Source organism: Tatumella sp. JGM130 (assembly GCF_018257525.1).
GTDB classification, from domain to species: domain Bacteria; phylum Pseudomonadota; class Gammaproteobacteria; order Enterobacterales; family Enterobacteriaceae; genus Tatumella; species Tatumella punctata.
In genome coordinates this window covers 93,521-110,910 of sequence record NZ_JAERJS010000002.1, presented here as the reverse complement: position 1 = coordinate 110,910, position 17,390 = coordinate 93,521, and the positions used below count along the sequence as shown (strand labels likewise).

Below are 17,390 nucleotides of genomic sequence, written 5' to 3'. Positions count from 1 at the left end.
AGTTCAGGGTTCAGTGACTGCCGGTAACTGAACCCTGATTACCAGCGGCCACTGGTCAGTTGTAATGCCTGGTCGCTGTTTTCTGTCAGCCATAAATGCAACTGCTGTAACAGTAACACTTCATCACTGCCCGCCACTGACGGCAGGTTTCCCCGGCCACTGACCTGCCATAATTCCTCGCCGAGCCGCGCCATTATCCGGTCAGCATGTAACGGCGCCTGTTCTCCGGCCGCTGGCGGTAACCTTAATTGCATAATCTGCGGAGTCATCCGCTTGAAAAACTGCCGGCACCATGTTGCCAGCTGATCACAGGGGTAGCCCGGTGACTGGACAGCACACAGGATGCCGGGCATCTCTCCGTACTGCTCGAAACGACAGGACACCACATAACCAGCCGATAACTCTTCCCGCAGCCAGTGATAAAACGCCGGCTGATAGATTGCAGCCAGTGCCTTTGCTATTCGCACTGCGGCCTGGCTGTTATCGGGTAATGGCAGGAAAAACAAAATCCCGTTATCTGCGTCCTTATCCGGCTGGTGATGATGACTTTGCGCGGCGGATATCGTCGCGGTGGCAGGTGGCAGATCAGCGACCTGCGGCGGTAAACGTGCCATCAGGGTGTTGAATAGCTCCCGGTCATCACACTGGATCACCCCCTGCCAGCAGGGCCGGGCGGTTGTCGGTAATAACAGAGACGGAAATTCAGCCAGCAGACGGCGGATCACTATCTGTTGTGGCTCAGCGGCGGAGGATACCCCGGTCAATGGCGGCCACAACACCGCCAGCCAGCTGACAATATCCAGCACCTCACCACTGTCCGGCAGGGCAATAAACAGCCAGGGAATATTGTGATAAAAGGCAATGCCGCTCTCCCCGCCGGCATGACTGACTCGGCTGAATACCGGTAACAGGGCATCTTCCAGCCGTCTGAGTTGCGCCGGAGTCAGGGTTGTTCCATCGGCAGGCCGCAACAGGATCCGGACTCCCGGGGCACAGACCGCCGAACGCTGCCATTGTCCGACAGTTGTGCCGCTGGCGGCTACCGCCGGTGCATTCAGGGTCTGCGGGTAAAAGACAAACGACAGCGGCGGAGAATCTGTCACTGTGCTATCGATCAGCGGCTGCCAGCGACAAGCAAAGCCGCACACTGTCGCCTGTTCACTACAGGTGCGGGATGATGTCTGTAATTCATAGGGTATTGCCTGTAACAAGGCTGTCGCCAGGGCTTTCACCGGCCGGTCCGACGGCCCGGTACCTGAAGCAATCTGTCTTACCTGTTCCATCGGGTTCAGGGCACGGAAATGCTGCAATGCCAGCCCCTGATAATGTCTGATCCTGGCAGCCGGTAACCTGGTCAGTTGCTGTAACCATGCCCGCAGATCTGCGTTCAGTTGCCCCGCAGGCAACGGGCCGGCAGATGGCCGTTGCACACGGACCATCAGCCACAGATATCCTTCGGCGGCGCTGATAATTTCAACCGCTAACTGACGGCAGAATCCACGCCTGCGCCAGTGATCAAACAGTGACCCCGGTGCGGCATCGCTGATCAGGGTGCGAAGCAGTGGCACCGCTGCCCGCAGTTCACCGTCAGGATCACCGATGATCATATCCAGACAATGGTGAACCTCTCCGTCGAGCTGCAACACAGCCGGCGGACGGACTGCCCGTTGCGGCAGTAAATATTTGTCAGCACGGGGGCGACGGTGATACGGCGCAGGCGCCAGCCAGCCGGCCAGCCCGGCGGCCAGCAGCGCGTTGTCAAACAGGGCCCGCAGCTGGCTGAGAGGTAACGGGGCCCGTAAGATCAGCTGCAGATTATCAGGGCGATAATAACGATGATGAAACTCACGCAGGGCCTGTTGCAGCAAAGAGATATCCCCGTCCAGACTCTGGCGGTTACCGGCGATAAAACGTGAATAACCGCCGGGCTGGCTGATCATCTCACGTAAAAAGGCGTTGATCAGGGTCGGAACATGGCGGCTGAGCATCGTATATTCCGCATCAATCACCCCGATTTCACGGCTGATCGCCCGCTTATCGAACAGGGGAGCCGCGACCATATCCAGCAGCCGGGCAAGGGCCCCGGGGAAACCGGCAGTAGCAATAGAAAAATAACAGAGGGTATCGCAGAGTCCGGTTGTGGCATTAACCCTGCCCTGTTGCCCGGTTACCCAGGGCATCAGCCGTTGCTGGCCACGGAATACCTCACCGCCCTGGAATAGCAGATGTTCCAGCAGATGTGCCAGTCCCGGCCAGCGGTCAGGTTCATGAATACTGCCGGCCCCGGCCCTGATACAGGCCGAGGCGGCGGATAACCCGTCTGATGAGTATAGCCGTACAGCCAGGCCATTGTTCAGCGACAGCTGTATGCAGGGTTCAGACATCAGGTTATCCCTGTGAAGTGAAAATCACTTTCGAGTTTTTCTGGTTACGGAAACGTAACTGAGACACTTTAATCTCACTGCAATCGGCTTCACGCCGCGCTTGCAGGATTTTACCGTGATGCTCGGATTTACTGCAAACCGGATCGGCATTGTCGGCATTACCGGTCAGCATAAATGCCTGACAGCGGCACCCGCCGAAGTCTTTTTCTTTCTCATCACAGGAACGGCAGGGTTCCGGCATCCAGTCATAGCCCCGGTAACGGTTAAACCCGAACGACTGGTACCAGATATGTTGCAGGCTGTTATCCAGCACCGACGGAAACTCGATAGGCAACTGGCGGGCACTGTGACAGGGTAACGCCAGACCGTCCGGGGTTACATTCATAAAAATGGCTCCCCAGCCCCCCATACAGCCTTTCGGCCGTTCTTCGTAATAGTCGGGGGTGACAAATAACAGGTTGGTGAGGTTACCCGCAGCCTGCATTTTTTCCCGGTAGCGCTTAACCACCGCTTCTGCGCTGGCTATCTGCTCACGGGTCGGTAACAACCCTTCACGGTTAAGCTGAGCCCAGCCATAAAACTGGCAGGTAGCCAGCTCGACGTCATCCGCTTCCAGCTGAATACATAATTCGATAATCCGGTCGATCTGATCAATGTTGTGCCGGTGCAACACAAAATTCAGGACCATCGGATAACCGTGGGCTTTAATCGCTTTTGCCATTTCCAGTTTCTGATGAAACGCCTTTTCCGACCCGGCAAGGGCGGCATTCAGGGTTTCATCACTGGCCTGGAAACTGATCTGAATATGGTCGAGCCCGGCGTCAGCGAACGTATCCAGTTTCTGACGGGTCAGGCCGATACCGGAAGTGATCAGGTTGGTATAAAAACCCAGCTGCCGTGCACCGGCAATCAGTTCGGCCAGGTCTTTTCGTACCAGTGGCTCACCGCCGGAAAAGCCCAGCTGTACACTGCCCATTTCCCGTGCCTGGCGAAATACGGTCAGCCACTGTTCGGTGGTCAGTTCCTGCTGCTGTCTGGCAAAGTCGAGTGGGTTTGAACAGTACGGACACTGCAGCGGACAGCGGTATGTCAGCTCGGCAAGCAGCCACAGGGGGGCTTTAATTCCGGATTCACTCAGACTCATGTAACAGGATCCATTTTTGTTTTACTGCCGCTTGCAGAAAGTCGGTCACATCGTCGTCGACGCCACCCGCGTCGGGAAAACGCTGGTTCAGTTCACCGATAATCTGTGCAATGGTGCGTTTACCGTCCACCAGCTCCAGGATCAGGGCAGCGGTTTCATTCAGTTTTGCCATCCCTTCCGGGTAAAGGATCACATGACAGTCCTGGGCGGCTTCCCATTGCAGACGGTAGCCGCGGCGGAAGATGACGACCGTGGATAAACTATTCATCATCACACCAGCCGGGTTGTGTGCCAGACCTGCTGATCTGTCACTGTATGGTAAGGCGCACGGTCCAGTGCATAAGCCATGGTCATGGCATCCAGCATCGTCCAGAGAATATCCAGTTTAAACTGTAAAATTTCCAGCATCCGGTTTTGCTTCGCTGCCGTATCAAAGTAGTCAAGCGCCAGCGACAGACCATGTTCCACATCACGCCGCGCCTGGCTGAGGCGGCTGCGGAAATAGAAATACCCTTCTTCTTTGATCCACGGATAATGCTGCGGCCAGCTGTCCAGCCGTGACTGGTGGATTTGCGGCGCAAATAACTCTGTCAGCGAGCTGCAGGCGGCCTCTTCCCAGCTGGCGCGGCGGGCAAAATTAACATACGCATCAACCGCAAAACGAACCCCGGGTAAAACATGCCTGTCAGACAGCAGGTCATCCCGCGATAACCCCACCGCTTCACCGAGCTGTAACCAGGCTTCAATTCCGCCTTCACCGGCCTCTGCGCCGTCGTGGTCAAGGATCCTCTGCACCCATTTACGCCGGGTGGCAGGATCAGGACAGTTAGCCATGATTGCCGCATCTTTTAACGGGATATTGGTCTGGTAATAGAACCGGTTTGCCACCCAGCCACGGATCTGTTCAGGGGTTGCCTGACCGTTATGCATCGCGATGTGATACGGATGGTGGATATGGTAGTACGCCCCTTTATCACGTAACGCCTGTTCAAAGTCCTCGCGGCTCAGAGTTGTGGTTATGGTCATCGGTTAATCCTGTAGCTGAATCGCCATTCCGTCAAAGCTCACTTCAATCCCCTGCTGTTGCAGAAACTGACGCTGAGGTGAATCTTCATTAAGGATCGGATTGGTGTTGTTAATATGAATTAGAATTTTTCGGCTGGCGGGCAGTGTCGCCAGCAGCGCCATCAGTCCCTGCTCTTCCGACAGGGCCAGGTGCCCCATCGCACGGCCGGTATTTTTACCGACCCCGCTGCTCAGCAGTTCATCATCCTGCCAGACGGTGCCGTCAATCAGCAGACAGTCTGCCTTTTGTAACCATGGCAGGATCACCTGATCAGGCTCTCCCAGACCCGGCGCATAAAATAATGATTTCCCGTTGGCGGTATTTTCCACAAACAGGGCAACATTATGTCCGGGTAACGGTTTATCACGGTACGGTGAGTAAGGCGGCGCATTGCTGACAATAGGTACCGCCGTAAATTGCAGATTCTGGCATACGGTGGTCCGGAAAGGTGTCTGAGGGCGGATTGGCTGATGCTGCAGCCCGCCGTTCCAGTGTTTCAGCATCGGAAATACCGGGAAACCACTGTTCAGATCCTGGTGTACTTCTTCGGTACACCATACGCGGTGCGGACAGCCTTCCCGCAGGCTCAGCAGCCCTGTGGTGTGATCTATCTGACTGTCGGTCAGGATAATGTCCCCGATGGCTGTACCACGCAGGGCATCGCGTTTGATCAATTCCGGGGTCAGAAAAATTTGCCGGGAGATATCAGGAGAGGCGTTACATAACACCCAGTCTTCACCGTTATCACTGATAATAATTGAAGACTGGGTGCGGGCATGGGCGTTGATACTGCCTTCACGCAGGCCCTTACAGTTGGTGCAATTACAGTTCCACTGCGGGAAACCACCGCCGGCAGCAGAGCCAAGCACTTTGATAAACATAAATTACTCTTTACTGAATAAAAGGACCGCCCGTAAGCGGCCACTTAAGATACCGGATAATTAGCGGTTAGAAATGTACAGAGTCACTTCCATACCCAGACGCATATCGATAAATTCAGGTTTTTTCCACATGATGCTGACCTCAATGTTGCCAATTAAAAGATTCTTAAAATGACTGAAATACATACAACCGCAGTGTCAGTCACTGCGCTATGACACTTCAGCCCGACAAATGTTGCGCCAATGTCAAACTCAGGTCAATGAAAAGATGGTTTCGTTATGTCTTTACCCCGGAAAATGTTTAAAAATCCGTAACCAGTTTTGATAACAGACTCTGGCGATCACCCGCTCCTTAACCCCTTCATTACGCAGGCTTTGTTCAATCAGCGGCAACCCGGCTACATCACCGAGTGCCTGCGGAACGCACACTCCGTCGAAATCGGAACCAAAACCGACATGCTCTTCACCGGCGACATTGATCAGATACATCAGATGCCGGGTGATTACACTCAGGGCAGTCCCCGCATTACGCTGACCATCGGGCCGGATAAACGCATTACCAAAATTAACCCCGACTATCCCGCCGCTGTCAGCGATCATTTTCAGTTGCTGATCGGTCAGATTACGCGGCTGTGGACATAATGCATGGGCACTGGAGTGGGTCGCAACCAGCGGTTGTTGGCTGTAACGCGCGGTGTCTGAAAATGCCTGCTGGTTCATATGAGAAACATCCGTCAGCATATTCAGTGACTGTAACTGACGGATAAGTTCAATGCCGTGGGGAGTCAGGCCTGGCCCGCTGTCCGGAGAACCGGGAAAACGACCGGTCACGCCTTCGCCAAAGGCATTTGCCGTGTTCCAGAACGGACCGACACTGCGTACGCCAGCCTGAAAGAAGGCCTGCAATAGCTGTCCTTGCGTATCCAGCGCATCAGCCCCTTCAATATGGGCAATCATCGCCAGTATTCCGTGTTGCAGGCAGTATTCAACCTCCGCCGAGGTACGACAGATCCTCGCTTTACCATCGGAGTAACGTTCCAGCCGTTGCAGAATCGCCAGCTGTTGCCACATTACCTGAACTTTATCCTGCAACGCATCCAGACGGCCGGGAAAGTGCTGCGCCACATAGGACTGCGGGGGAACAAAAATAGCAAACAGTGCGGCCCCTAAACGTCCGCGGACAATCCGCGAAAAGTCGAGGTGCCCCTCACCGCTATCGCCGAAAAAAAAGACTTCCGGATTATCCGGATGTTTAAGCCATAACTGCATCAGCAAATCATTATGACCATCAATATACACATTCATATACAATCACTTTATACCGGTTGCGCGGAGGGTTGAGGAGCCCCCGCTGCTGTTGGCTATTGTTTGCTGCGGTTAGCCAGAAACTTACTGATCACCGCTAAGTCCTGTTCGCCAAAACCATCATCGACCGCCTGTTGCCATAATTCAGTAATATTTTTCAGGGCCGGTAACTGCTGTACATCGCCTGCCTCAGTCGCCAGCCGCGCATCTTTTAACGCCCAGACCAGCTGCATCTGTGGGGTAAAATCATCACGGCTTATCATCTGCAGTTTGCCTTTGGCATAAGGTGCCGCCAGCGGACCGCCCTCCAGCGCCTGCCAGAGATCTTCCGGACTGAAGCCGAGGGATTCCGCCAGTAATTCACTTTCGGCCAGACTCTGCATTAAACCGATCAGCCAGCTGTTAACCACCAGCTTCATCCGTGAACCGGCACCGGCTTCACCCAGCCACAGGCTGCCTTTGCTGATGGCCGCGAATACCGACTCGGCGGCCGTGGCCCTGCTGCGTTCACCACTGGCAAAAACAGTAATCATGGCGTTTTCTGCGGGGGCTTTGGTCCCCGAGACCGGAGCATCAAGAAACACAACATCCGGGCGCTTCTGCTGCAGGAACTGCTGCAGCAGGCGGGTGGCATCGACGCCAATCGTGCCCATCTGACAGAATATCGCCTGCGCAGAGAGAGCCTCTGCCGCCTGTGCGGCAATATTCAGGGTGGTATCACCGTCTGACAGCATAGTGATAATCACGGCGGCTTCACTTACAGCTTCACTGACACTGTCTGCCAGTTGCAGCCCGGCAGGCACCAGGTCTTCCCCTTTTCCGGCACTGCGGTTCCAGCCACTGACCCTGAAACCTTTTTTGAGCAGGTTGCTGGCAAATGCATGTCCCATTGCCCCCAGACCAAGTACTGCAACTTTTGTTTGCTGGCTCATCTGACCTCCCGCTGTTTCATAAATTATTCGTAGTAACGGATGCTGACCGGTTCAGGCTACCGGCGGGTTATTCTCGCCGCAAATACATATAATAAATGTGTCTTAATATATCATTTCTGCATCGATAACAGCCTTGCCTTACTGACAGGGAAATATAAAAATAAGATTATTATTCATCAGCCTGTACTGATAATCTCCCCGGACACCGCGTTTTTTACCGGTAAAACAGATTACATTTTAACAACAACAGCAAAAAGAGGTAGCATTCTCCTGCCGCAGGAGCGTCTGTCCCGGCCCCGATAAACTGATTGCGAATCTTTCATCAATGAAAATTATTAAATTATCACAGCTTAAAGCCACGCTGATGTTACCGGTTTTACTGCCGGCCGGCGTTTTGGCTGCTACCACAGCCCCCGCAGAAAAAGATAATAGCCCCGCCATGATTGTCACCGCCACCCCCTCAGCCAAAGGGCTGTCCGAACTGGATACCCCGGCAGCCGTCAGTGTGGTATATGGCGATGAGATGCGTCAGGCGGCACCTCAGGTTAATTTGTCCGAAGGACTGGCGGGCGTTCCGGGCCTGCAAATCCTTAACCGGCAAAATTATGCCCAGGATTTACAGATGTCGATCCGCGGCTTTGGTTCCCGTTCAACCTTCGGGGTACGCGGTCTGCGCATTTATGTCGATGGTATACCCGCGACTATGCCTGACGGCCAGGGACAGACCTCGAATATTGATATCGGCTCGATCGATCATGTTGATATCCTGCGCGGTCCCTTTTCGGCCCTGTACGGTAACAGCTCCGGCGGGGTGATTAATATTGTCACTCAGCCCGGGCAGCAGCCCGCCACGTTATCTGCCGGCAGCTGGTATGGCAGTTATGGCAGCTGGCGTAACAGTGTCAAAGCCAGTGGTGCCAGCGGTGACGGCAGCCACCCGGGCGATGTGAACTATACCGCGTCGGTGTCACGTTTCACCACCCACGGCTATCGCGACCACAGCAGCGCGCAAAAAAATCTGGCCAATGCACGGCTGGGAGTCCGTATTGATGATGACAGTAGCCTGACCCTGCTGTTTAATTCGGTTCGTATCCATGCCGATGACCCGGGGGGACTGACTCCGGAGATGTGGCGTAACAACCCTCAACAGGTCGCGCCAATAGTCACCCTGTATAATGCCCGTAAAACCGTGGAGCAAACCCAGGCCGGACTGCATTACCTGCGTTCATTTGGTGAGAATAACGATCTGAGCATCATGACCTATGCCGGTATCCGTCAGACCACCCAGTATCAGTCTGTTCCCGCCAAAACCCAGTTCGAGAAAGCGAACCATTCCGGAGGGGTAATTGACCTGACCCGCCATTATCAGGGTATCGATACCCGCTGGACACACCGCGATAACCTGTTCAGCCTGCCGGTCAGTGTTACCGGCGGGCTGGACTACGAAACCATGACCGAGCAGCGCAAAGGCTATGAAAACTTTACCGGTCGCTGGAATGCTGTCGACAGTTATGGCGAGGAAGGAAAATTACGCCGTAACGAGCGTAACCTGATGTGGAACCTGGATCCTTATCTGCAAACGTCCTGGCAACTGACCGGCCAGTGGTCACTGGATGCGGGGCTGCGCTACAGTACGGTTAACTTCTCATCCCATGACCGTTACCTGTCCAATGGCGATGACAGTGGCAGTGCCCGCTACCATCAGTGGCTGCCCGCCGCGTCACTGAAGTACGCCATCGATGATAGCTGGAACACCTACTTGTCTGCCGGTAAGGGGTTCGAAACCCCGACTATCACCGAACTGTCTTACCGTCCGGACGGTAAAAGCGGGCTGAATCTGGGGCTGAAACCTTCGACCAATAAAACGCTGGAATGGGGTACCAAAAAACGCATCGGCTATGGTTTACTGACTGCCGCCGTCTTCCGCACCGATACCAGAAATGAGATTGTTGCGGACAGTAATAATGACGGCCGCGCGACCTATAAAAATGCTGGCAAAACCCGCCGCCGTGGCCTGGAGCTGGGTTTTGAACAACAGTTTGCCGAAAACTGGCAACTGAAAATGGCCTGGACACTGCTGGACGCCCGCTATCTGAGTAACAGCTGTCGCACCATAGACTGTACCGGTAACCGTATTCTGGGCATTGCCCGCAATATGGCCTATGCCGGTGTCGAATATGCCCCGGAATCAGGCTGGTATGCCGGTGCTGATATTCACTATCTGAGTAATATTGAAGCCAACGACCAGAATACGGTCAGTGCCCCGTCATACGCGGTAACCTCGGTAAACAGTGGTTATAAATGGCTGGCAGATAACTGGACCCTGGACCTTTCTGCCAGGGTGGATAATCTGTTTGACCGGAAGTATGTCGGCTCAGTGATCGTCGGCGAAACCAGCGGCCGCTATTACGAATCGGCCCCGGGCCGTAATTACGGGGTCGGTTTTAACGTAAGTTACGCATTCCGTTAATCATGCCGGTTCCCCTGCCGTTGCCCGGAGGCGCGGCAGGTTTTTTATAGCCAGCGTACCATCAGCCGTGAAAGTGCCGGGCCGGTAATCAGTACCACAATAAACCGTCCCGTCTGCATCGACATCACAAACGGCTGATTAACATGCCCGGATGCGGCAATAATTGCCACCGAATCGGCACCGCCGGGGCTGGTCGCCAGGTACGCAGTCAGGGGATCGATACCGGCAAAATGCACCAGCATCCAGGCAAAACCACAACAGATACTGAGTAACGTGATAACAGATAATAAGATCCCCGGCAGTGCATGCAGCGCATAACGTAAAATACCGGCCGTAAAACGTAAGCCGATACTCCAGCCAACTACCCCGTAGGCTATTGCCAGCAGCCATACCGGCAGCTCTATGCGTAATCCGGCAAGGTTCTGTAACAGACACCCCGTGACCAGACTGATAAGCATCGGTCCGGCAGGCAGCTTTACCCGTGCCGCCATTAAAGTACTGGCAACAATCACCGTCAGAGTCAGTAAAAAACCGCTGAGATGCAATGGCGGAAAGAAGATAACAGCAGGTGGCGGTTGCCCCGAATCGCTGCTGAAATAATAACTGACCAGGGTTGCCAGTAACGCCACCATCAGCACCCGCAGGTACTGCATAAAAGCAACCAGCCGCGTATCCGCACCGAAACTGCCCGCCATCAGGGTCATCGCAGTGGCGGCCCCCGGCGAGGATCCCCATAACGCCGTGCTGCCCGGTAATACTTTCAGTTTCGCCATCAGCCAGCCCAGCAGTGTACTGGCGGTAAGCACACTGACAACACTGAGCACAAATAACGGCCAGTTATGCTGCATTTCTTGAAATACGCTGGCAGGCATTGCCCTGGCAATCATCATCCCTACCACCGCCTGAGCCAGTTGCTGACAGGGACGCCATAAGGTCACCGGATACCCGGACGCAGAGAAGATAATCGCCGCGAACATCGGCCCGAGCAGCAAAGCCGCCGGAATATGCAGATATTCAAGAAAAATAGCGGCCAGACCGGAGATAATCATCAGCAGCACCGGTCGTCTAATGCGGCCGGGACACGGAAATATTGTCGACATATTATCCTGCCACCACTGAACAAGCCGCTACCATCAGCACCGGAGCGCTGCCGCCCGCCAGTAACAGGTCGCTGTTTTTCTGCGACATCATCATCAGGGAGGCGTTTTTATCCGTTACGGGTAAGACCATCGGTTGTTCCTTATCTGTTACTGGTCCGCCGGGCGGCGTACGGTAATTACCCGCAGCTAATCCCGGGATATCGTTGAAACAAAGGCTGTCACAGGGCGCAGGATAATGTAGCAGACTTTGAAAATGATAACGAAAAGATCACCGCAGTATTCAGGTTAACCTCCTGAATGTCAGCAGGATATCCGACTATCTTGTGCACTCTCCCCCCCGATGCTATGTTGTGCCCCTTGCCCGTAATCTGTCACGGAGTTTATCCGATGTCTTTCTGTTCCGGCCTGCGTCAGCTTACCCTGCCGATGGTGATTTCCGGTATGGTTGCCGTACTGGTTGGTTATACCAGTTCAGCGGCGATTATTTTTCAGGCGGCAAGTGCCGCCGGAGCCAGTACAGCACTGACCGGCAGCTGGCTGGGGATGCTGGGATTTGCAATGGGGATAACCTCACTCTGGCTGTCAGTACGCTATCGGATGCCGGTACTGACCGCATGGTCAACCCCCGGAGCGGCAATGCTGGCCACCAGCCTGTCCGGTGCCAGTCTGGCGCAGACCATCGGAATCTTTATTTTTACTAATCTGTTGATTATGATCTGTGGTATCACCGGAATATTTGCACGGCTGATGCGATTTATTCCTGTCTCTATCGCCTCAGGTATGCTGGCCGGAATTCTGCTGCATTTTGGCCTGCAGGCGTTCAGCGGGCTGTCGCAGAATTTACCGTTATGCCTCAGTATGTGTGTTTGTTATCTGCTGGCAAAGCGGCTGCAACCACGTTACGCCGTGTTCTATACCCTGCTGGCCGGATTACTGGTGATTCTCTGGCAGGGCAACAGCGCTTTGTCAGACGTTCACTGGCAATGGTCCGCCCCCGTTTTTATTGCCCCGCAATTTGACTGGCAGCTATTACTTGGGGTCGGGATCCCTTATTTTCTGGTCAGTATGGCTTCGCAGAATGCCCCCGGTATTGCCACCCTTCAGGCCCACGGCTATCCGGTGCCCGTTTCACAGGTCACGACCGTTACCGGGGGCGTGGCATTGCTATTATCACCGTTCGGCGGTTTTTCTGTGTGTATTGCGGCAATTACGGCTGCAATCTGTATGGGAGACGACGTCGATCCGCGCGCCGAAAAACGCTGGATGGCCGCGGCAATGGCTGGCGTGTTTTATATACTCACCGGCATTTCCGGGGCGACTATTGCCCTGTTACTCAGCGCTCTGCCGCCGGTGTTTATTCATACCATTGCCGGGCTGGCATTACTGACGACCTTGTCGGGCAGTCTGCAACGCAGTCTGGAACAGCCGCAGCACCGTGATACGGCGATAGTTACCTTTCTGATCACTGCGTCCGGTCTCAGTATTGCCGGAATAGGGGCGGCTTTCTGGGGATTACTCGGCGGTCTTGTTTGTCATTTACTGCTGCGGCGGCGATAGTTCCGTTCCGCCGTCTGCTATTTTTGTATCTATCCGCCGGTCACCCGGTCATTTCTACGGTTAATTTGCCGTTATCCCGTGGCGGTATCTGAGTAACATCGGTATCCGGTGGCCGGTTATTTTCCCGGCAAGGCGCGGGAGGATGACAGATGATAGCGACTTTTCTGACCGGAGAGGCCGGTGCTGATTACCAGATGCTGGGGGTACAAGCCGCACCGGTCACGGATTACAGCCCGCAGATACAGGCGTTGCTCTGTCTGCGGGGCATGCAACACGCCGCTGACTGTTTTGCTATTCCTTTACGGGGCCATGGCAGTGAAGGCATCCAGTGGCACAGCCCGCGGAGCGGAGCGGTTGTCCGCTGGCAGGATGCCGGGGACGCTGAACGCCGCGCAGCCCTGCAAATACTGGAACAGGCCGTCAGCAGCCTGCAACAACTGGCAGAACAATGCCTGGCCGCAGATAACCCGCCAGCAGTGTTTTTTGGCCGTTTATTGCAGAAAATGATGATATTTCCCGGTAAAGAAACTGTTTTCCTGGTCAATAATTTGCCAGTGATTACCTTCTGGGGTCACTGCCCGCAGCAACCTGCGGCAGCAGGCAGCCCCCCTTTGCACAGTCTTGCCGGAGCTCTGCTTTCTCTGAGCCCGGACGGAGAACACTTCACCACAGACAGACCTGTGTTGCCCGTCACCGCAGAAGTGCCCGCCCGGCAGACCGGCAACAATAGCCGTGCAGCGATTACCGGCGGCGTGCTGGCGGCGCTGATACTGGCTGTCGCCGTGAGCGGTTATATGTGGCGATACCAGCGTCCGTCGTCACAACCGCCGGCGGCCATCACTGAGCAGCGATTAGTGACAACCTCAGTGAAACCCCTGTCTGTTGCCCGGCTGCCTTTGCAGCTGGCATCGATAATAGCCGCAGGGGTGAAACCTGTCGCCGCCCCGCCACCGGTCACCAGACACCGGTTGCAGATCCCCGCAGCATCGGTAAAACGCGGGGATGTGAGTTTTATGGACGGTGAATGGCAGGCGGTGATTCACCCGCCACAAAGTCAGCCATTATCTCTGCAATTTACATTCGGTCAGGGTCGCGGGCACCTGCAGATGGTATCTGCCGTCCATGGGCGCTGTCAGGCCGCTGTCAGTCGCGGCTTTCTGCCCTCAGGGACTTTGTCTCTGTACAGCAGATTCAGGGCCGCCTGTCAGGACGGATCCCGGATGCAGGTTCCGGCGGTACTTTGTACGCTGACTACCCGCGGCACAGACTGCACTGCCAGTCTTAAAGGACAACCCGTCCCCCGCACTATCACCCTCTTTTCCACAGGACACGCCTGATGCCTTCCGGACGATTGAATAACCGGTTTTCATTACTGGCTGATACAGGTATCCAGTTTCTGGATACTGAGATCAGTGCCAGTATTGCCCGCGGACTCCGCCATTTTGTGCGCCGCAAAGCCAGTGGCCCGTTGATCCGGGTGGCAGAAGATCCGCAGCAACACTGCTTTTATTTACCGGCTGATAACTCCGGAGATGATGAAATTGTCCGTCCGGAGTATCAGGTCCCTCTCAGTGAGTGTCTGACAGTGTATGCAGATAACTGGCTGCCGGTACCATTTTTCCGGCAGCAGCCGGACGGAAAATGCAGTCACGGACCGGTAAACTGGGTCAGGGTATTTATCAGCCCGCCAGAGGTAAAGGACAGGCACCATAGCCTGACACTGGCCTTTGATACCACTGCGGGAGATCAGCAGACGCGGGATCTGCAGCCAGACCGTGTCGACTGTGATAACGGCCAGCATTTTGCTCCTGCCTGGCGGGATCATGACCTGATGCAGTTTCTCGAATATCCGTGGCTGAATCAGTGGCTACAGTCAGTGTTTGCCTGTCAGGCACCTGCCGGTGGATTGTCCTCCGCGACCCGGTTCAGTTATCAGGCTCATTATCTGAATTTGCTGGAACTGATCAGTATAGCCCTGCCCTGTGAGGCAATGATGCTGCTGCCGTCAGACGGCAGTAACAGACCGGCAGAGGTCGATCTGTTACTGGATATTGGCAACAGCCACAGTTGCGGGATTATCAGCGAACAGCATCCGCAGCAGGATAACCCGTTACTGCACAGCAGCGAGCTGATATTACGTGATTTATCCCGGCCTGCACGCCGCGGGGCGGCCCTGTTCAGCAGTGAAATTGCCTTTGCTCCCTGTCCGTTAGACAAGTATGCCTATTCGGCTGCCAGCGGACGTTCATCGGTATTTCTCTGGCCTTCGATAGTCAGAACCGGTGATGAAGCCCGGCGACTGACCCGCACCTTAAACCAGAGCGGCGGAATGCAAGGGGTCAGCAGCCCGCGGCGCTATAGCTGGGATGACAATATCCCTGAGTATCACTGGTATTATCCCCCGTCCGCCAGCGGTGAACAGCCGGCAGCAATACGCTCTCCGTTTACCCTGCTGATGGATGATCAGGCCAGGATGCTGGATCAGCTGCCTGCGGAACACCAGTTCCCCGTTTGTCATGCCGGGTATCCGCGCAGCAGTTTACTGATGTTTATGCTGTGTGAACTGATCAGCCAGGCATTTTGTCAGATGAACAGCCACAGTCACCGGCAGAAGATGCCCGGTTACAGCGCTCCGCGCCACCTGCGCTCAATTCTGCTGACACTGCCGGCAGCAATGAGTCCGGCGGAAAAAGACCAGGTGCTGCAGCTGGCCCGCCAGGCGGTGATGCTGGTCCGCCAGTCTCTGACCCGGCCCGCGGGCCGGGCGGCACATCCTGATGCTGAACGGTTCTGGCACCCCTTGCCGCGGGTGATTGCTGAAGCTGATGAAGCCAGCTGTGGCCAGCTGTTATGGTTATACAGCCAGCCGGTTCCCCGCTCCGGAGATAACGCGGTCTGTGACCGGCTGATTAATGACTGGCAATTACCCGGCAGATCCCATCGCGGGCTGCGTATCGCTCTGATCGATATTGGCGGGGGGACTACCGATGTTTCGGTGAGTGATTATCTGCCGGTTGGATCCCCGCCAGTGCTGCTGCGGCCTGAGCTGCTTTATCGCAGCGGTTACCCGCTGGCCGGGGAAGATTTGCTGTACGACCTGGTCAGAACTTTTCTGCTGCCGGCATTACAGGAGTACCTGCAACAACAGGGATTAGCCCGGGCAGCGACCGTTGTGCGGCAATTATTTGCCCCCGGCAGTAGTTGTGAGGGCGATACCCCCTGGCGACAACAGTTCAGCCGGCAGTTCTTCCGGCCACTGGCCCTGAAAATACTGGAAAACTACCGGCAGGCAGCCGGGAACGGACAGTGTGAATCCGTAGCCGGCGGCACCGCCGGTGATTTATTAGCCGACCCGCCCGACCATCAGGTCATGGCATATTTCAGCCAGCGGGTCAGCGACATTTCCGCGGTCAGGGGCAGATATGATGCCTGTGAGATGCCGGTTACGGTGAGTTTCACCGCCGTCGAGGCATTTTTTAACTCTGAAAATTTCCGTGCTGCCGGATTACTGACCACTATGTGTGACAACGTCAGACGTCATCAGCCTGATGTCTTGCTATTCAGCGGCAAAAATTCCGCCCTGCCAGCGATTCGCCAGTTGCTGACCCGAAACCTGCCTTTGCCGCCCGGCCATATTATCAGTCTGGACAGACTGCGTGCAGGGAAAGCATGCCTTTCTGTCGTAACGGAGAACTGATTGATGGCAAATGCAGCGCCATTACCGGCGCTTTTATTCATCAATTGATCCGTCAGCAACGTCTTTATCCCCGCTATATCGCAGCAGGACAGTACGCCGCAGATAATATTATCCGCGAACTGGGTATCATTACTCCCCGGTTTACACTGCCTTGTTCACAGGTTTTGCTGCGGTTACCGGCGACCCTGCTTCCGGCCAGCGCGGTGACTTTCGAGCTTTTGCTGGTGCAACGCGTCTCACTGGGTTACCGCACCAGTGGCGACCCGCGGTTACCGGCCAGCCCGTTACTGAGTGTCTCTCTGCGGGCGACTGAGACTGAAGGCTGTGATAAGGGTGTACAGGTAACGTTGCGCTGGCTGACAGACAGTAACGGCCAGCTGCGCGGGCTGCCGGAAGTAATACAGGTCACTGCCGACGGGCAACAGAATCTGCCCTTGTCACTGGTGGTGATCCGTCTGAATACTCTGGCAACTAACGGTCAGCCCTGTGCCGCTTACTGGAGTGATGACGGGCGGATTGATACCGGCGATGACTCAGCTTTGCTGGCCGGCAGCCAGTAATGCCTGCCAGCGATCGTCCGGCTGTTTATCTCCGTCAAAACGCAGCTGTAATTGTCCGCTCAGCGCCTGTGAAGCCTCGGCCAGTAACTGCAATATCAGGATCAGTCGCGGATTATCCTCCGGCGGGTGCCGCAGTTCAAAGCGCGCCGGCAACGCCATTCCTGCGGTGAGCCAGTCCCAGAGTGCGTCCAGGTTATTCCCAAAGGTTGCCGGACAATGGGTATCTCTGCTCAGTTGCTGATAAAATTGCTGCTGATCACTGAGAGTACGAAAATCAAATACGGCAGTCAGCAT

The 17,390-nt window shown here is 55.2% G+C and carries 16 protein-coding genes; 5 read left to right on the top strand and 11 right to left on the bottom strand.

Translation table 11 applies throughout. From position 1 onward, the window contains the following. Window positions 1-38: 38 nt before the first annotated feature. From pqqF to JK211_RS01465, 8 genes are all read right to left on the bottom strand, one after another. Entirely contained in the window at window positions 39-2,384 is a 2,346-nt protein-coding gene (pqqF, locus tag JK211_RS01500; RefSeq protein ID WP_212706899.1) for a pyrroloquinoline quinone biosynthesis protein PqqF, read from the bottom strand. 4 nt (window positions 2,385-2,388) lie between these two features. After that, complete coding sequence (gene pqqE, locus JK211_RS01495) at window positions 2,389-3,528, bottom strand: pyrroloquinoline quinone biosynthesis protein PqqE (protein WP_212706898.1); 1,140 nt, start codon at window positions 3,526-3,528, stop codon at window positions 2,389-2,391. Further along, window positions 3,515-3,796: a pyrroloquinoline quinone biosynthesis peptide chaperone PqqD gene (pqqD, locus tag JK211_RS01490; RefSeq protein WP_212706973.1), complete on the bottom strand. Its 282-nt coding sequence runs from the start codon at window positions 3,794-3,796 to the stop codon at window positions 3,515-3,517. The genes pqqE and pqqD overlap by 14 nt, the downstream gene beginning before the upstream one ends. A gap of 2 nt (window positions 3,797-3,798) precedes the next feature. Continuing rightward, complete coding sequence (gene pqqC, locus JK211_RS01485) at window positions 3,799-4,554, bottom strand: pyrroloquinoline-quinone synthase PqqC (protein WP_212706897.1); 756 nt, start codon at window positions 4,552-4,554, stop codon at window positions 3,799-3,801. Window positions 4,555-4,557: 3 nt separating this feature from the next. After that, entirely contained in the window at window positions 4,558-5,475 is a 918-nt protein-coding gene (pqqB, locus tag JK211_RS01480) for a pyrroloquinoline quinone biosynthesis protein PqqB (RefSeq protein WP_212706896.1), read from the bottom strand. Between the two features lie 60 nt (window positions 5,476-5,535). After that, window positions 5,536-5,607 carry a pyrroloquinoline quinone precursor peptide PqqA gene (gene pqqA / locus JK211_RS01475; protein ID WP_072055929.1) on the bottom strand — a complete coding sequence of 24 codons (72 nt, stop codon included), beginning with the start codon at window positions 5,605-5,607 and terminating at the stop codon, window positions 5,536-5,538. A gap of 153 nt (window positions 5,608-5,760) precedes the next feature. Further along, a complete protein-coding gene (locus JK211_RS01470) occupies window positions 5,761-6,780 on the bottom strand; it encodes a dipeptidase (RefSeq protein ID WP_212706895.1) in 1,020 nt (339 codons plus the stop codon). 56 nt (window positions 6,781-6,836) lie between these two features. Beyond that, on the bottom strand, window positions 6,837-7,712 hold the full coding sequence (locus JK211_RS01465) for an NAD(P)-dependent oxidoreductase (RefSeq protein WP_212706894.1): 876 nt from the start codon (window positions 7,710-7,712) through the stop codon (window positions 6,837-6,839). 325 nt (window positions 7,713-8,037) lie between these two features. Here JK211_RS01465 and pqqU point away from each other — a divergent pair, with 325 nt between their 5' ends. Further along, window positions 8,038-10,182, top strand: a complete 2,145-nt coding sequence (pqqU, locus tag JK211_RS01460; protein WP_212706893.1) for a TonB-dependent receptor PqqU — start codon at window positions 8,038-8,040, stop codon at window positions 10,180-10,182. Between the two features lie 44 nt (window positions 10,183-10,226). Here the strand turns inward: pqqU and JK211_RS01455 are convergent, their stop codons facing one another. After that, on the bottom strand, window positions 10,227-11,231 hold the full coding sequence (locus JK211_RS01455) for an AbrB family transcriptional regulator (RefSeq protein WP_249213739.1): 1,005 nt from the start codon (window positions 11,229-11,231) through the stop codon (window positions 10,227-10,229). A gap of 52 nt (window positions 11,232-11,283) precedes the next feature. Further along, entirely contained in the window at window positions 11,284-11,412 is a 129-nt protein-coding gene (locus tag JK211_RS16990; protein WP_256441121.1) for a hypothetical protein, read from the bottom strand. A 257-nt stretch (window positions 11,413-11,669) separates the two neighbouring features. Between JK211_RS16990 and JK211_RS01450 the strand changes: the two genes are divergently transcribed. From JK211_RS01450 to JK211_RS16985, 4 genes are all read left to right on the top strand, one after another. After that, window positions 11,670-12,839 carry a benzoate/H(+) symporter BenE family transporter gene (locus tag JK211_RS01450; protein WP_212706891.1) on the top strand — a complete coding sequence of 390 codons (1,170 nt, stop codon included), beginning with the start codon at window positions 11,670-11,672 and terminating at the stop codon, window positions 12,837-12,839. Between the two features lie 149 nt (window positions 12,840-12,988). Further along, window positions 12,989-14,176 carry a hypothetical protein gene (locus tag JK211_RS01445; RefSeq protein WP_212706890.1) on the top strand — a complete coding sequence of 396 codons (1,188 nt, stop codon included), beginning with the start codon at window positions 12,989-12,991 and terminating at the stop codon, window positions 14,174-14,176. After that, a complete protein-coding gene (locus JK211_RS01440; RefSeq protein ID WP_212706889.1) occupies window positions 14,176-16,536 on the top strand; it encodes a virulence factor SrfB in 2,361 nt (786 codons plus the stop codon). The genes JK211_RS01445 and JK211_RS01440 overlap by 1 nt, the downstream gene beginning before the upstream one ends. After that, window positions 16,509-17,096 carry a virulence factor SrfB gene (locus JK211_RS16985; RefSeq protein WP_212706888.1) on the top strand — a complete coding sequence of 196 codons (588 nt, stop codon included), beginning with the start codon at window positions 16,509-16,511 and terminating at the stop codon, window positions 17,094-17,096. The genes JK211_RS01440 and JK211_RS16985 overlap by 28 nt, the downstream gene beginning before the upstream one ends. Here the strand turns inward: JK211_RS16985 and JK211_RS01430 are convergent. Further along, window positions 17,070-17,390, bottom strand: a complete 321-nt coding sequence (locus JK211_RS01430; RefSeq protein WP_212706887.1) for a barstar family protein — start codon at window positions 17,388-17,390, stop codon at window positions 17,070-17,072. The genes JK211_RS16985 and JK211_RS01430 overlap by 27 nt on opposite strands.